15 protein-coding genes and 1 pseudogene are annotated in these 13,703 nt (G+C 71.2%); 5 read left to right on the plus strand and 11 right to left on the minus strand.

The features are described 5' to 3' along the window. A partial coding sequence (locus tag ACTWQJ_RS03090) for a helix-turn-helix domain-containing protein (protein WP_443305063.1) occupies nt 1-337 on the minus strand: 337 nt, incomplete at its 3' end. Between the two features lie 180 nt (nt 338-517). On the opposite strand from ACTWQJ_RS03090, the gene ACTWQJ_RS03095 reads away from it, so the two are divergent. Then, nucleotides 518-1,438, plus strand: a complete 921-nt coding sequence (locus ACTWQJ_RS03095; protein ID WP_443305064.1) for an alpha/beta hydrolase — start codon at nt 518-520, stop codon at nt 1,436-1,438. A gap of 80 nt (nt 1,439-1,518) precedes the next feature. Here the strand turns inward: ACTWQJ_RS03095 and ACTWQJ_RS03100 are convergent, their stop codons facing one another. Further along, on the minus strand, nt 1,519-1,947 hold the full coding sequence (locus ACTWQJ_RS03100) for a hypothetical protein (protein WP_443305065.1): 429 nt from the start codon (nt 1,945-1,947) through the stop codon (nt 1,519-1,521). Between the two features lie 119 nt (nt 1,948-2,066). On the opposite strand from ACTWQJ_RS03100, the gene ACTWQJ_RS03105 reads away from it, so the two are divergent. Next, nucleotides 2,067-2,606, plus strand: a complete 540-nt coding sequence (locus ACTWQJ_RS03105) for a CGNR zinc finger domain-containing protein (protein ID WP_385273090.1) — start codon at nt 2,067-2,069, stop codon at nt 2,604-2,606. A 76-nt stretch (nt 2,607-2,682) separates the two neighbouring features. Here ACTWQJ_RS03105 and ACTWQJ_RS03110 read toward each other — a convergent pair. Then, nucleotides 2,683-3,154, minus strand: a pseudogene (locus tag ACTWQJ_RS03110) (Dps family protein). A 236-nt stretch (nt 3,155-3,390) separates the two neighbouring features. Further along, complete coding sequence (locus ACTWQJ_RS03115; RefSeq protein WP_443305066.1) at nt 3,391-3,657, minus strand: hypothetical protein; 267 nt, start codon at nt 3,655-3,657, stop codon at nt 3,391-3,393. Between the two features lie 574 nt (nt 3,658-4,231). Here ACTWQJ_RS03115 and ACTWQJ_RS03120 point away from each other — a divergent pair. Beyond that, nucleotides 4,232-4,822: a flavoprotein gene (locus ACTWQJ_RS03120; RefSeq protein ID WP_443305068.1), complete on the plus strand. Its 591-nt coding sequence runs from the start codon at nt 4,232-4,234 to the stop codon at nt 4,820-4,822. Nucleotides 4,823-4,825: 3 nt separating this feature from the next. Here ACTWQJ_RS03120 and ACTWQJ_RS03125 read toward each other — a convergent pair whose 3' ends face one another. The 6 genes from ACTWQJ_RS03125 to ACTWQJ_RS03150 all read right to left on the minus strand — a co-directional run bounded on the left by ACTWQJ_RS03125 (nt 4,826) and on the right by ACTWQJ_RS03150 (nt 11,207). After that, the gene (locus ACTWQJ_RS03125; protein ID WP_443305069.1) at nt 4,826-5,788 is read right to left on the minus strand and encodes an AraC-like ligand-binding domain-containing protein; all 963 of its coding nucleotides are present in this window, start codon (nt 5,786-5,788) and stop codon (nt 4,826-4,828) included. Beyond that, nucleotides 5,772-6,926, minus strand: coding sequence for an acyl-CoA dehydrogenase family protein (locus ACTWQJ_RS03130; RefSeq protein WP_443305070.1), 1,155 nt, complete (start codon nt 6,924-6,926; stop codon nt 5,772-5,774). Before ACTWQJ_RS03130 ends, ACTWQJ_RS03125 begins: the two co-directional genes overlap by 17 nt. Nucleotides 6,927-7,063: 137 nt before the next feature. Continuing rightward, the gene (locus tag ACTWQJ_RS03135) at nt 7,064-8,029 is read right to left on the minus strand and encodes a helix-turn-helix domain-containing protein (protein WP_443305071.1); all 966 of its coding nucleotides are present in this window, start codon (nt 8,027-8,029) and stop codon (nt 7,064-7,066) included. Nucleotides 8,030-8,078: 49 nt separating this feature from the next. Further along, complete coding sequence (locus ACTWQJ_RS03140; protein WP_443305072.1) at nt 8,079-9,119, minus strand: ricin-type beta-trefoil lectin domain protein; 1,041 nt, start codon at nt 9,117-9,119, stop codon at nt 8,079-8,081. Between the two features lie 162 nt (nt 9,120-9,281). Further along, the gene (gene dacB, locus ACTWQJ_RS03145; protein WP_443305073.1) at nt 9,282-10,625 is read right to left on the minus strand and encodes a D-alanyl-D-alanine carboxypeptidase/D-alanyl-D-alanine endopeptidase; all 1,344 of its coding nucleotides are present in this window, start codon (nt 10,623-10,625) and stop codon (nt 9,282-9,284) included. 93 nt (nt 10,626-10,718) lie between these two features. Continuing rightward, nucleotides 10,719-11,207, minus strand: coding sequence for a DUF6924 domain-containing protein (locus ACTWQJ_RS03150; RefSeq protein WP_443305074.1), 489 nt, complete (start codon nt 11,205-11,207; stop codon nt 10,719-10,721). A gap of 140 nt (nt 11,208-11,347) precedes the next feature. Between ACTWQJ_RS03150 and ACTWQJ_RS03155 the strand changes: the two genes are divergently transcribed. Together ACTWQJ_RS03155 and ACTWQJ_RS03160 are read left to right on the plus strand one after the other, a co-directional pair. Further along, nucleotides 11,348-11,542 (plus strand): hypothetical protein, encoded by a 195-nt coding sequence (locus ACTWQJ_RS03155; RefSeq protein ID WP_443305075.1) that lies wholly within the window; start codon nt 11,348-11,350, stop codon nt 11,540-11,542. Nucleotides 11,543-11,603: 61 nt separating this feature from the next. Beyond that, nucleotides 11,604-11,783, plus strand: coding sequence for a hypothetical protein (locus ACTWQJ_RS03160; RefSeq protein ID WP_443305076.1), 180 nt, complete (start codon nt 11,604-11,606; stop codon nt 11,781-11,783). Here ACTWQJ_RS03160 and ACTWQJ_RS03165 read toward each other — a convergent pair. Beyond that, a complete protein-coding gene (locus ACTWQJ_RS03165) occupies nt 11,767-13,677 on the minus strand; it encodes a glycoside hydrolase family 9 protein (RefSeq protein WP_443305077.1) in 1,911 nt (636 codons plus the stop codon). The genes ACTWQJ_RS03160 and ACTWQJ_RS03165 overlap by 17 nt on opposite strands. Nucleotides 13,678-13,703 lie beyond the last annotated feature (26 nt).

The raw sequence follows: 13,703 nt of genomic DNA on the forward strand, positions 1-13,703 counted from the left end.
GGCGCATGGCGGGGCGTACGCGTTGCGCGGGTCGGCGGCGGTGCGGTCGGTTGTCGGTGCGGCCGGCGAGTTCGTAGAGGTATTGCTGTTGGTCGTCGTCGAGGTGCAGGGCGCGGGCGAGGGTGGCGAGGACGGGGGCGGAGGCGCGGACGCGGCCCTGTTCGAGGCGGGTGTAGTAGTCCACGCTGATCGCGGCGAGCTGGGCGGCCTCCTCGCGGCGCAGTCCCGTGACCCGGCGCGCTGAGTCCGTCTCCGGCAGGCCGCACTCGCGCGGATCCAGCTGCGCCCGACGGGCCCTGAGAAAGGCACCGAGGTGGGAGTCGGGTGTCGGTTTCATGTTCTCCAGTGTCATGCGGCCGGACCGGGCGCGGCACAGGTGTGAGGGGGCAGGTTCTTTCCCAGGCAGAAACCTGCCTCTCCCGCGGGCGAGGCAGGTGGCGGATGGTGGATGTGTGCCCGGCACGGACCGGGTGCTCCACGGCATCGTCCGTCACCGTCTTTCAGGAGTGTTGTTTCCATGGCCAGGACCCGTGTCAGTTTCGACAGCGCCGGTATCGAGATCGCCGCGCACCTCTACACCCCCGACAGCCCGACTGCCGGCCGCCGTCCGGCGCTGGTGGTCGGACACCCCGGGACCGGGGTGAAGGAACAGACCTCCGGCACCTACGCGCAGCTGATGGCCGAGCGCGGATTCGTCACCCTCGCCTTCGACGCCGCCTACCAGGGCGAGTCCGGCGGCCTGCCCCGCGGACTGGAAGACCCCGCCCAGCGCATCGAGGACTTCAAGGCCGCTGTCTCCTACCTCATCACCCGCGACGAGGTCGACGCCGACCGCATCGGCCTGCTCGGCATCTGTGCCTCCGGCGGCTACTCGCTGGCTGCCACCGGCGGCGACCACCGCGTCAAGGCCGTGGCGACCGTGTGCACCGCCGAACCCGCCCGCCAGTTCCGCTACGGCGCCGACGGCTCCCAGGACCCGGCCGTCTTCCAGGCCCTCCTGGACGCCGCCGCCCAGGCCCGCACCCGCGCCGCCCGCGGCGAGGACCCCGGCGTGCTGACGATGTTCCCCGGCACCGCCGAACAGGCGGGCGCCCTGGGCGGCGAGCACGGCATCGAGGGCTGGGAGTACTACTGCGGCGCCCGCGGCTACCACGAGCGCTCCGCGAAGTACCTCACCTGGGACAGCATCGACAAGATGGCCTCCAGCGACGTCTTCCGCGCCGTCCCCCTCATCGGCCCCCGTCCCATCCTGCAGATCATCGGCGAGCGCGCGGTCACCGCCTGGATGGCCATCGAGGCCCACCAGGCCGCCACCGGCCCCAAGGAACTCCACCGCATCCCCGGCGCCAGCCACGTCGACCTCTACGACAAGCGCGAATACATCGACCCCGCCGTCGACAAGCTCACCGACTACTTCACCACCCACCTCGACAAGTGACCGACTGAGGTCACGTACGGGGCACATGCCGGAGGGGCCGACAGCTCACGCTGTCGGCCCCTCCGGCATGTGCGAGCGCGTCACTTCGCCTGCAGCGGCCCCGCGAAGGACTTGCGCAGGGACGCGGGAGCGGCCAGGGGGAGGAGCGCGGCGAGCATCTTGCCCTTGACCGTGCTCGGCTGCCGCGTCAGCTCGACGTCGACCCTGGTGCCGTCGCCCTCGGGGGCCATCCGGAAGACCCAGCCGCCGCCGGCTCCGATGAGCTTGGAGTCGAGCGTGGTGATGGTGACCGTGTCACCGGCCGGTTCCCACTCGTAGCGCACCCGCTCCCAGGCCGCGGCGGTTCCCTCGGTGACCTCGGCCCAGGTGTCGCCGAGGTCGTGGACCTCGAAGTGGTCGGCGTCGATCGTGGGCCAGGCCTTGGCGCGGGAGGGACCGAAGTCGGTCAGCACCCCCAGCACGTCCTTGGGGCTGAGTTGGGAGACGAGGTGGAAGCGTACGACTGCCATGGGATGTCCTCACCGAGAAGTAACCGTTCTGACTGGTGACGAAAGATTTCCATGAGGTCTCGTCACCCGTCAAGGTGGTTACTCTGGAGAGGTGTTCGGTCACCTGTCAGGAGGGTCACGTGAGACATGTGTTTCCGTGCGGGACGCTCACACTCGACTTCGTGGGCACCCTGCAGGAGCGGCGGGCGCCGGTTCCGATCGAGCGGATCGGCTCCCCCGGGCTGCTCGACTCCTGGTTCGTCGAGTCCGGGCTGCTCGACGAGCGGCCCGGATCCGACCAGGCGGACCTGCGCGCGGCGCGGGAGCTGCGGGAGGCGATCCACTCGCTGGTCAGGGCTCGTCTCACCGGCCGTCCCCTACCCGTCGGGGCGGTCGTCGCGGTGAACCGGCAGGCCGCCGGGGTGCCGGTGGCGATGCGGCTGGGCTCCGCGGGCACCAGCCGTTCCGGCAAGGCCGCCCAGGCCCTCACCGAGCTCGCCCGCGAAGCGGTCGAGATCATCGCCGGCGCGGAAGCGGCCCTACTGCGCGAGTGCGGACACCCCGACTGCACCCACGTCTACCTCGACCGCTCCCGGGGCCGCCGGCGGGAGTGGTGCGCGATGCGGACCTGCGGGAACCGCGTCAAGGCAGCCGCCCTGCGGGCACGCCGCCGAAGGTGAGCGCCCCTGTCCCGGGGCGCCGCGCACATGTGTCCAGCGGGGGCGGGCCCCTCGTACGGAACCGTCCCCGCACCCCTCAGCCGCGGTTCTCGGCCTGGAACATCCAGCTCTGCTTCTCCAGATCGGCGGTCAGGCCGATCAGCAGATCCTGCGTCACCGCGTCCGCCGGACCGGTCACCTCGATGCGTTCCCGCACCCGTTCGATGACGGCGGAGAACGTCCGCACCAGAGCGTCGACGGCGTCGACGTCCTTCGTCCAGCCCGCCGCGAAGTCGGGCACCCCACTGGTGGCGGCGATGGTGGCGGCCCGCCCGTCCGGACTGACTCCCAGTGCGGCGGCGCGTTCGGCCACCGTGTCGGCGTAGTCGCGAGCGGTGGTGACCACCTCGTCGAGCTGCAGGTGGATGGAGCGGAAGCGCGGCCCGTAGAGGTTCCAGTGCGCCTGCTTGGCCACCAGGGACAGGTCGAGCAGGTCGACCAGGGTCGCCTGCAGGGCGCTGCCCGCGATCTCGCGCTCTTTGTCCGAGTGGGCTGTTGATGACCGTCATGGGTGTGCGGTTCCTTTCCGGATTGTCGCCAGCGTCCCCATTGTCGGAGCCACCGGTCTGTCATGGATCAGTCGTTTGACTGCCGGTCGGCTGGAGGCGACACACGGAAATGACCCGTTCGAGGGGATTGCTCAGGGACCGAAGGGATCGACGGGCATGGCCGTGATCGTACGACAGTAACAGGCACACGTGTGCGAGGTGGGCCACCGACACGTGTGCCGTGCCGACTTGTGCGGTCAGTCCCGGATCTGCAGGAGGATCGGGTTGGTCAGCGCCGCCATCGGGCCCCACTGCAGGTTCGGAGCCATGGTGTTGCCCTTGCCAGGGGTGCCGTCCGCCTTGGGGTGGCGGACCTCGGCGCGCACGTACGCGGCGAGCGAGGCGGTGGTGCGCCACACGACCGTGCCGGTGCCGGATGCGCCCAGCGACTCCTGGTGCATCTGGCCCTCGTCGGTGATGAACCGCACCGTGCCGTTGGGCACTCCGGACACCTCCAGGCGCACGTCGACGAGTGTGTCCGCGGCCGCCCGAAGCGTCTCGGCGATGCTGGCCGCCGCCGGCCGCGCTGAAGGCGACGGTGACGGCGGAGGACTCGGCGACATACGTACGGCCCTTGCGGATGCCCTCCAGGACGACGGGCCATCGATGGCCTGCAGCACATGATCACCCGGGTCGCCGCCGCCGGACGGCTGCGGATGAGCGTCGAGCGCGCGACCGAGGTCATGCACTCCGCCGGCGTGGGCACGGTCATCACGCTGATGAGCCTTCCCGAGGACGCCCGCGACCTGCGGACCTCCCACACCGTTCGCGAGATGGTGATCAACACCCTCACGCTGCCCCCCCGCAGGGGCACGACGTCGGCGGCGCCGCCCCCGTCGCCGGCAGCGCCATGGCACTGCGCGCCGCTCTCGACCAGGGCGACACCGCGGCGCTCAGCCCCGGCGAGCGCGTCCTGCTCCACGAATGGCTCAACCGGCTGGCCGACGCGGAGGACGGGGACGGCTGACGGCACGGACGGTCAGCCCGCGTGACACACCTGGTCACACCCCGGCCGGGGCGGCGGACCATCGTGGAGACATGACCAGCGAAAACCCGTCCACCTTCGGTGGGCGCCTGCTCATCGGCGCCACCGGCTCCGCCGCCGTCGCCACGCTCCCGACGTACCTCAACGCGCTGCGCACCACGTTCACCGGTACCGTCACCGTCCTGATGACCCACACCGCCGCCACGTTCCTTCCGCCGCACACCGTCGCGCTGTTCGCGGACCGCGTGGTGACGGGGACGACGCCGGACGACTGGGCCCGGGAGAACCAGGCGACCCTGGCGGCGGAGCACGACATGATGGCCGTCCTCCCGGCCACCGCCAACATGCTCTCCGCCACCGCCACGGGCGCCGTGCCGAACATGCTGACCGCGACGATCGCCGCCGCCGACTTCCCCGTGGTCTTCTTCCCGGTGATGACCGGCGCGATATGGGCCAAGCCCGCTGTCCAGCGCAACGTGGACCAGCTCCGCCTCGACGGCCACCACGTCGTCGACCCGCAGTGGGGGCAGCGCTACGACGTCGGCCTCGGCGAGTTCGTCAAGGCGCCCATGCCGCCGGCTCCGCCCCAGTTCATCGAGGTGGTCAGGGAGTTCATGCCGAAGAGCGGGCCCGTGGTCGTCTGACCGTCACCGGGAACGGTAGGCGCCGGGCGTCATGCCCGTGACCGTTCTGAACGCCCGGTACAGCTGTGCCTCGCCGCCGAACCCGCACTCGCGGGCCACGGCGGCGAGCGGGCGTTCGGGGTGCGCCAGGACCAGCCGCTGCGCGTGTGACACCCGAACCCTGCGGATCAGCCGCGTGAGCGATTCGCCGCCCTCGGCCAGAGCGCGGTACATCGTGCGCCGGGAAACACCGCAGCCCGCCGCCACCGCGGCGGCGTCCAGGCGAGAGTCCTTGGCGTGCCGGCGTACGAACCGGTGGACACGCTCCCGCGTCAACGCCGTCGCCGACGTCTGGGGCAACGCGCCGCCCGTGGCCCATCCCAGCGCCGCGTCCAGCAGGTCGACGGCGTGCGGCAGCAGAGCCGCAGCCGCTCCCGGGTCGTGGCCCTGGAGGCGGTCGAGCCCGACGAGGAAGTCGGCGACCACCCGGCCGGGGCCCGAGGCGCCCAGTTCCACAGCGGTCGCCCGGTTCAGGGAGCGGTGCGGCAGCCGGGCCCTGGGCACCTTGACCACCAGCTGGGAGAAGTCGTCCGCGAAATCCAGCGCGTAGGGGCGGGCGCTGTCGACGAAGGCCATCGCCCCGGGGGTGAGCACGGCCACCTGTCCGTTCTGCTCCAGCCTGGCCCGGCCGTGGAGCTGGATGTTGGCGAGGAGGAAGTCCTCGTGGTCGCGCGCGATCAGCCGGCGCGTCCGTGCCACCTGCTGGGGGCTCGCGGTCAGCGCGGCGAACCCCACCCCGTCCAGGACGGACGTCTCGATCCGGCCCTCGAAGGCCCCGTCCGGCTCCGGACGCACCGTCACCCCGACGAACGTGTCGCAGACGACGGCGGCCCAGTAGGCGAACGTGTCGGAGGGCTCGACGTCGGCGCTGGACCACCGGGTGCGTGAACAGGCCACCGCCGGGCCCCGGTCAGAAGAGGGGGACACCGGGATCGAACCCGAAGCGGACGCGCCCGGCGGCCTCCAGGAAGGGGGCGAAGTGGTTGGCGTGCTGGAGCGCCACCATGCCGTCGCGGAAGAGCCGCTCGACGGGGTTGCCGCGGTCGATCGAGGCAGAGCCGCCGAGTTCGTACATGGCCACGAGCACCTCACGACTGACCTCTGTCGCGTGACACATCGCGGCATGCAGGGCAGCCCGCTGGTCGAGGGTTGCGGGCTCGCCCTTCTCCCCGGCGGCGTCCACGGTCGCCGCCGCGGACAGCAACAGCAGCCGCGCCGCCTGGAGGGCCGCCTCCGACCGCGCGACGGTCGCCTGGGCGCGAGCGGATTCCGCGAGCGTGCCACCGGTGAACGTGCTCTTGGACGTGGCGAGGGCGACGATCTCGTCGACGGCGCTCTGCGCGACACCGAGCACCACGGCGGAGCAGCCAGGGAAGACGAGCGCGGGGATGAAACCATGGTAGAGGGGCCGTTGGGTACGAGCCGGCACGTCGAACCGGGCGACCAGCTCGTCGGGGACCAGGACGTCGTCGACGACCACCGTGTTGCTGCCGGTGCCCAGCATGCCGCTGACGTCCCCGGTGTCCAGGACCGAGAGCTGGTCCCGGCTCAGGGCGAAGAGCCGTACGTCCGGTGTGCCCGCCTGCGTCAGTCGGGGGCTGCCGTCCTCCGCGACGACGGCGACCACGACGAGCCAGTCCGCCCGGTCGACGCCGCTGACGCGCTTCCAGGTACCCGAGAGACGGTAGCCGCCCTCGGTCACCACCGCAGTGCCAGGCTGGTCGGCGTTTGCGAAGATCGGATCGGGGCCGTCCGCCCAGACCCGGGCGGTGCCGGCCTCGCCGAGCAGCGCGGCGAGGAACCCCCAGTTGGTGTTCCACACCACCCACGCCACCGAGGCGTCGAGACGTCCGAAGCCCTCGTACACCTTCAGCACTGTCTCCAGAGGTGCCTCGAAACCCCCCAGCTCGCGCGGGGTGAGCAGCCGGAAGGCACCGCTGTCGCGCAGCTCCTGCATCAGCTTCTCGGGCAGATCACGACCGGCCTCCATCTCCTCGGCGGCGGCCTTGACGGAGGCCGAGAGCAGCTCGGGGAGACGCAACGGGCCGGACTCATATGTGCTCATGGGTTCTCCAACGTGGGGAATCGGCAAGGGTGAATACCCGCATACGCTGAAGACACGTGTTTCGATCGCTGTGAGGTTCAGCGGCAGCCGCGACCGCCATGGGGAGATGAACAGAGCCGAAGGCCACGCGTGCCGGCTCAGATCAGTCCCCGGGCGGCGGCCCTGACCCCCGCCTGGAAACGGGTGCCGGCTCCCAGCCTGGTCAGGACGGCGGCGATGCGCCGGGTGGCGGTCCGGGTGCTGCACCCCAGCTGGCGGGCGATGGCCTGGTCCTTCAGCCCGGCCTTGAGCATGCCGAGGAGCAGGATGTCGTCGGCGCCGAAGGTGTCGTCCTCGGCGAGGGCCGCGCCGGAGATCGGCTCGGCGCGGGCCCAGTAGGCCTCGTAGAGCTCCACCAGGGCGTCGAGCATGCCGGACGGGTGGATGACGACGAGGTCGTCGTAGACCGGGCCGGACAGCGGGACCAGGGCGACTCGCTTGTCGATGATGTGCAGTTTGAACGGCAGGGACGGCAGCAGTCTGGACTGCTCGCCCAGTTCGGCGAGTCTGAGCAGCGTGGCGAACCGTCCGGGGCGCTCCATCGACTGCGGGCAGTAGATCGAGCGCACCTCGATGCCCTGCCCCAGCCAGGCCGCCGTGATGACGAACTCGTCCTCGTTGCTGTGGTGTCGGCCATCGGGGCGGCCCACGTAGGGCGGACGGTCGAGGGCCCACATGTGGCTCGTCGCGGAGTTGCTCAGTTCCTCGACCCGTTCCCGGATCAGCTCGCGCTCCGACAGGACCTCCACCAGATTGCGCGGATCGGCCCGCAGCCTTCCGTCGCGGTAGCGCTCGGCGATCCGGTCGATCTCCGTCCGCGCCGAGGCCAGCGCCGTCTCCACCTCGAACTGCCGCCTGGCCAGCAGGGGCAGCAGCGCGGCCTCGGGGTTCGTCGCCTGGTAGCAGCCTCCGCCGGTGGCGCGCAGGAGTCCGAGTTCCGTGAGACGGGCGACGGACCGGTGAACATGGTCCGCCGATGTTCCCAGCGATACGGCGAGGTCCGAGACGAGCACAGGTCCCTGGTCCAGGAAGCACCGGTAGATTCGTTCATCGGGCTCGGACATGCCCAGTGCCGTAAGCACCTGTACATACCTCCGTCGGGTCGGCATCCGCTCAGGACGTGGACCACTTCTGGTTGACACCGCCGGAGCAGGACCACAGCTGGAGCCGAGTGCCGTTCGCCGTCTGGTTGTCCCGTACGTCCGCGCACTTGTTGGCCGGCGTGTTGACCAGGTCATGGCTGGAGTTCAGCACGAACCGCTGCGCCGAACTCCCGTTGCAGGTGGCCAGTTCGAGGTCCGCCCCGTCGGCCGTCGAGCCGCCCGCGAGCTGTACGCACATGCCGAGCGCGCGCATGGTCCCGCCCATGAACGTCCAGTGCTGCGAGGCGGATTCCGAGCAGTCCCAGATCATCAGTTTCGCGCCCTGCACGGCCTTGCCGCCCGCGATGTCGATGCAGCGCTGCGAGGCGTGGCTGAACACGTTCACACCCGGCGCCGCGGCCGGGGCGGTCGTCTCGGTTCCGGTGGGCTCCTGCGCCGGGGCGGTGGCGCGTCGGTCGGACGGGGCGTCCTCGCTCGACGCACTGCTCTTGGGCGAGGTGGACGTGGGCTTCGCGGAACCATCGGGCTCCTTGCCGGTGCCGGTACCGGACGCGCTCACCGCGGGTGCCGGCACATCGCCGAGCCCGTCGACGACGTCTGTGCCGTAGTCACCGGAGTCGACGGCGACCGGCGCCCCGTCGCGCCTGTCGTCGTCGTGCCCGCCGACCAGGCCCAGGGTCAGCAGGACGCCGCCCACCGCGAGCAGTCCCACGATGCCCACGACGCCGAGGGCACCACGGAATCCCTCGCGCCGGGCCTTGTCGCCGGTACGTGCGACGTCGTCGCCGGGTTTGTTCGTGGCGGCGCCGGGGGCGTCGGCACCGCGGCCGGCGTTCCCCCACAACCCGAGGGAGGAGATCTGGGCGAGCCGGGGCAGGGAGGCGCCTCTCCCGGCCGCGTCCGGCGTACGGCCGACGCTCCCCGGCGCGGCCGGCTCCGCGGCACCGGCCGTGTCGCCGTCCTGGGCGGGCCCGGAACCGACCGACCTGGCGCTGCCCGGGACCCTCTTGGGGAGGTCTCCCGGCGAACGGGGCGTGTGTGGAGGCTTCATGGGTTCCTTTCCAGCGGAGCCGGGGCATGGGCGGCAGTGTCGCGGAGGGCCCGGCGGCGGGCCCGCTGTATGTGAGGCAGGACCGGTGCCACGCACACGAACGCCGTCCGACCTCGCGGTCGGGCGGCGTCTCGGTGGGCGGTACCCGGCTGCCGGACCTGGCTAGGCCCAGCAGCCGTTCACGGTCGCGGCGAGGCCGTCCATCGCGTCCTTGATGTCGTTCGGAGCGGCCGTGGAGCCGTTCTCGATGAAGGAGAACACCCGCCATTCGCCGTCGTCGGTCCGGGTCAGACCGCTCAGGGCGATGGCACCGGTGAGAGTGCCGGTCTTCGCCTGCACCTTGCCGACCGCGCACTGGGAGTTCGGGTCGTCGAACCGGCCCCACTCCGGGCCGAGGGTGGAGCCCGCCTCACCGGCGACCGGCAGGCCGTCCAGGATGACGCCCAGGGTGTGCGCGTAACGGGGCTCCGTGAGCAGTTCGAGGATCTGGGCGAGGGTGGCGGCCGGGATGCGGTCGGCCCGGGACAGGCCGCTGCCGTCGTGGATCTCGAAGTGGTCGAGAGAGACGCCGTAGCGGTGGCTGAGCACCTGGCGCACGACCTCGGTGCCGCCCTCGAAGGTGGCGGGGCGTCCCGCGCCCAGGGCGGTCATCCGCAGCAGGGTCTCGGCGATGTTGTTGTCGCTGGTCTTGAGCATCTTCTTGACGATGTCCGCCAGCGGGGCCGACTTGTGGCGTGCGACGGGCACGTCGGTGCGGGCTGCCGTACGACGTGTGACGTCGCCGTCGACGGTGATGCCGTTCTCGGCGAGCAGCTCGGCGAAGGTCTGCCCGGCGTCGATGGAGGTGTCCTGGACGCCGCGTCCGTCGACGACCAGGGCGCGAACCGGGGCGACGGAGTCCGGGTAGTAGCCCTCGTTCCAGCCGTCGGCGAGGGTCGGTTCGGGGAACAGGCTGTCGTCCACGGCGACCTTCACCGAGGTCAGGCCCGCCTTCTGCAGTCCGGCGACCGCGGTCTGCGCCAGCTCGGCGAGGTCGGCGCTGGTGAGGGTGCGGTCGCCGCCGCCGAGGAGGGTGAGGGTGCCGTCGCCGTAGACCACCTTGGTGGTGAAGCGGTGCTCCGGGCCGAGCACCGTCAGGACGGCGGTCGACGTGGCCAGCTTGACGTTCGAGGCCGGCATCAGCGCGGTGGAGCCGTTGTGGTCCCACAGGGTGCTGTCGGAGTCCGCGTCGAGCACCACACCGCTCACGTCGGAGCCCAGCCGCTGGTCGAGCACCCGGGTGTCCAGGTTCGCGGCCATCTGCTGGTCGTTGGCGTCGACACCCTCGGTCGCGCCGGCCGCCGTGCCCGTCGCGCTGTTGCCGGACGCGGCGAAGGCCGAGGGCCCCGCCAGCGCGGCCGAGGCCATGGGCACCGCGATCGCGAGCACGACGGCACGCCGGACTCCCGAGCCGCCCTGTCTCATCTTGCGGTGCCGACGCCGGCCGCCCGGGACGAAGGCATTCATCTGCTGTGTTTCCTCTGCCGAGTTACTCATGGAATCCCAAGGTCCGAGTACAGAAACGTGTGAGAAGAAGATCGGCGCGCACCCTACCACTCGTCATGTGTGGTGTCGGGTACGGTCGCAGAGGCCAACGAGCATCGCACATGTGTTCCTGGACTCACGCAGGTGTCCTGATCGGTGTGACATGTGAAGGGTGCCGCCGATGAAGTCCGCGTGCCGGAAGACGGGCCCTGTGGCGGGCGACATGGTCCGCCGTGACGGCGTTGGCCGCCGCGAATTGCTGGTTCCCCGGCGGGGCGCAGAGCGGCCGAGCGGCGCCGACCGCGTGACCGCGGACCGCGCCTGCTCCGCGGGGAGCCATGATGCCCGAGAGGGACCGAGCAGCCTGGAGGCGGGCGCGAGTGCGACGAGCCGCTCGGCGGTCAGGTCGCGGTAGGCGGGGTCGTCCACGATGTGCAGCGCCGCGAGGAAGCCGTCCTCCTCGTCAGGAGTGGTGACAACGGTACGAAGGCTCTGCCAGGCCGCCTCGTCGGAGAAGTCGGTGCGGATCAGCAGGGTGTGTCCGGTGTGCGGAAGGTCTCTCATGCCTGGACATGTTAGCCAGCCGTACAGGTCACACATATCAATGCGTCACCATCTTGACTGGTGACGAAACTGGGTGCAAGATAAAAGCAGTCCCGTCGACCGACAGGACCCGTCCACGATCCACGAAGTGGAGGCTGGTCATGAACCAGGAAGCCACGATGGACACCGCCGCGGCGTCACGGCGTGTGCGCTTCGGCAAGCTGCCCGAGCGCATCCGCTACGAGGACATGACCGAAGTGGTGGAGTCCGGGCCGAACGGCGGGGCGAAAACCTCTCCCGAGGACACGGGCGCGTGGCGCACCTTCTCGTGCCTGGCCCTCGACCTGGGGGTGTAGCACTCAGGTGCAGGTCCGTACCGCAGCCGTCGCTGAGCACCCACCGTCGACAGGACAGGTCATGAACACCTACGAATACCCCCTCTTCCCGGGCCGTCTGGACAAGGAGCAGGAGGCCATCGAGGAGCTGCTCCGCCGGGTCAACTGCAACGACCGGCGGGAGCCGGACAGGGAGGCCGAGGAGTACACCAGGAGGACCCGCCGGCTGGCGGCCGTCACGTTTCTCAGCGCAGTTCTGTGACCGCCGCGTCCGCGGTGAGGGAGAGGGCGAGCAGGGCGGTCGCCGTGAAGTCGTCCGCCGGTTCGACCGTCTGCCAGGCGGCCACGTCGTCGACGTAGCCGGCACCGTGCCCGTCGAAGTCGGACCACCGGTGTCCGGACGGCTCGGCGGAGCACGGACGCATGCTGTCGAACCTCTCTAGGTCGCCCAACAGCTCCGCCTTGTTGGGGCCGTTGACCACGGCACCCCGCAGGATGTCCCCCCGCCCGGTGCGGCTCATGGCGAGGTTCGCCACCTGGTGCTCCGGGCAGTGCGGGTACGTCTCACCCGCGCCGATGACGAAGCTGGTGCCCCAGGGGTTGGCACCGAAGACCCAGCCGCGCTGCCGGGAGGCGAAGGCGTCGAAGCGGTGGTCACGCGTGACGCGCGCGTAGAGCCCGGCCGTGGCCACCAGCCCGAGAGTGCGCGGTACGGCGTCGAACTCGGTGAGGACGGCACCCGCGCCGAACGGGTCCCGGGCGGCCTGCCGCGTGCCCTCCGCCAACTGCCGCCTGAGATCCGCTTCGAGCGCGTTCCTCGTGTCCCCCTCCAGTCCGGGCGAGGACAGCAGATCCGCGTGGGCGAGGGCGCTGACATCCGACACGTCCAGGGTGCCGCGCTCGCCGGACTGGAGATACGCCTTCGCCCAGCCGACCGCCTCCCGCTGCCACCGCACGCTTCGGCCGTCACCCAACTCGCGGGCGGCGCGGGCGAGTTCCACGGCCGCCCACTCCATGTCGTCCCGCCACGAGTCCTCCCGGTAGTAGCTCGCCGGGACGGTGGTGAACAGGCGCCCGTGCGGGTCGGTGTCGGCGCGCGCGTACACCTCCGCCGCCTTGTCGAGCCACCGCCGCGCCGCCTCCGGGTCCTCCTCGGCCCGTACCTGCGCGGCCAGCACGAAGGCGGCGGCCACCCGGCCCGCCAGGTTGGGACTGACGGGGTCGCCAGGGGTGTTGGCGCGGAACACGGGGCGGTGCTTCACCAAGTAGTCGGGGTCGCCTGGCCGTACGGAAAGAGCGTCGTCCTCCTCCGGCAGGCGCCACATGTCGTGGTCGCCGCGCAACCGCGCGTTGCCGCTGCCGAGGCCCACCTGGGCGTACAGGACGCCGTCCGGGCCGTCCCACATCCTGTCCAGCCAGTCCAGCCCGTGGTCCGCCTCCGCCGGAAGCCCGGGCACCGGAGGTGTGTCGCGCACGGCGGTCAGCAGCTGCCCGACGACGTACGACGTGGTGTGCGTGAACTTGAGGAAGTCACCGGCGTCGAACCAGCCCCCGGACACGTCGACGGGCCCCGCCACCTCGGTCAGCGCGGTGGCGGCCGTCCGCTCGCCGCCGGCCGTGTAGCGCGGGGGCGCGTAGACGACGGCCCGCTCGTCGGTCAGGTGGGAGGCGATGCGGCCGGTCTGCTCCGGCAGTACGTCGCCGCCGTCCCGCTGGGTGCGGAAGAAGCGCACGCTGTCCGCGCGCAGCGCGTCCGTCAACTGCCCCGCCGAGGCGACCCGGAAGCGCGGTGACCGGCCTTCCGCCGAGCCCGTCAGCCGCAGCCGGTAGGTGCCGGTCCGGCGGAGCGCCGACAGGTCGACGGTGCGGACGGTGTCGTAGGCGGCGTTCCAGGAACCGGTCGAGGGGCCCAGCCTGCCGCGCAGGACGGTGCGCCCGCGCTCGTCGACCACCGTGAAGCCGGCGTCGGCCAGGTCGTCGCCGTTTCCCATGACGTAGGCGTACTTCTTCTCACCGGTCACATATCCGGCCTGGTTGACACGTATCTCCGCGGGCTCGGCGGCGTCGTCCGCCGAGCAGGAGACGAGGCCGCCCGCCGTCACGAACGAGGCGACCGTGACCGTGACTGCCGGAACGAACCGGGACAAGGGTTTCATGGCGCACAGTGTGTCCTACGGGGCAT

Source organism: Streptomyces sp. KR55 (assembly GCF_052245645.1).
Classification (GTDB): Bacteria; Actinomycetota; Actinomycetes; order Streptomycetales; family Streptomycetaceae; genus Streptomyces; species Streptomyces flavusporus.

What these genes read in the sequence shown, in the direction of transcription:
- ACTWQJ_RS03095 (WP_443305064.1), top strand. Translation starts at nt 518, where the DNA reads ATGGCCAGGACCCGTGTCAGTTTCGACAGCGCCGGTATCGAGATCGCC.
- ACTWQJ_RS03100 (WP_443305065.1), bottom strand. Translation starts at nt 1,947, where the DNA reads ATGGCAGTCGTACGCTTCCACCTCGTCTCCCAACTCAGCCCCAAGGAC.
- ACTWQJ_RS03120 (WP_443305068.1), top strand. Translation starts at nt 4,232, where the DNA reads ATGACCAGCGAAAACCCGTCCACCTTCGGTGGGCGCCTGCTCATCGGC.
- ACTWQJ_RS03130 (WP_443305070.1), bottom strand. Translation starts at nt 6,926, where the DNA reads ATGAGCACATATGAGTCCGGCCCGTTGCGTCTCCCCGAGCTGCTCTCG.
- ACTWQJ_RS03135 (WP_443305071.1), bottom strand. Translation starts at nt 8,029, where the DNA reads ATGTCCGAGCCCGATGAACGAATCTACCGGTGCTTCCTGGACCAGGGA.
- ACTWQJ_RS03140 (WP_443305072.1), bottom strand. Translation starts at nt 9,119, where the DNA reads ATGAAGCCTCCACACACGCCCCGTTCGCCGGGAGACCTCCCCAAGAGG.
- dacB (WP_443305073.1), bottom strand. Translation starts at nt 10,625, where the DNA reads ATGAATGCCTTCGTCCCGGGCGGCCGGCGTCGGCACCGCAAGATGAGA.
- ACTWQJ_RS03150 (WP_443305074.1), bottom strand. Translation starts at nt 11,207, where the DNA reads ATGAGAGACCTTCCGCACACCGGACACACCCTGCTGATCCGCACCGAC.
- ACTWQJ_RS03155 (WP_443305075.1), top strand. Translation starts at nt 11,348, where the DNA reads ATGAACCAGGAAGCCACGATGGACACCGCCGCGGCGTCACGGCGTGTG.
- ACTWQJ_RS03160 (WP_443305076.1), top strand. Translation starts at nt 11,604, where the DNA reads ATGAACACCTACGAATACCCCCTCTTCCCGGGCCGTCTGGACAAGGAG.
- ACTWQJ_RS03165 (WP_443305077.1), bottom strand. Translation starts at nt 13,677, where the DNA reads ATGAAACCCTTGTCCCGGTTCGTTCCGGCAGTCACGGTCACGGTCGCC.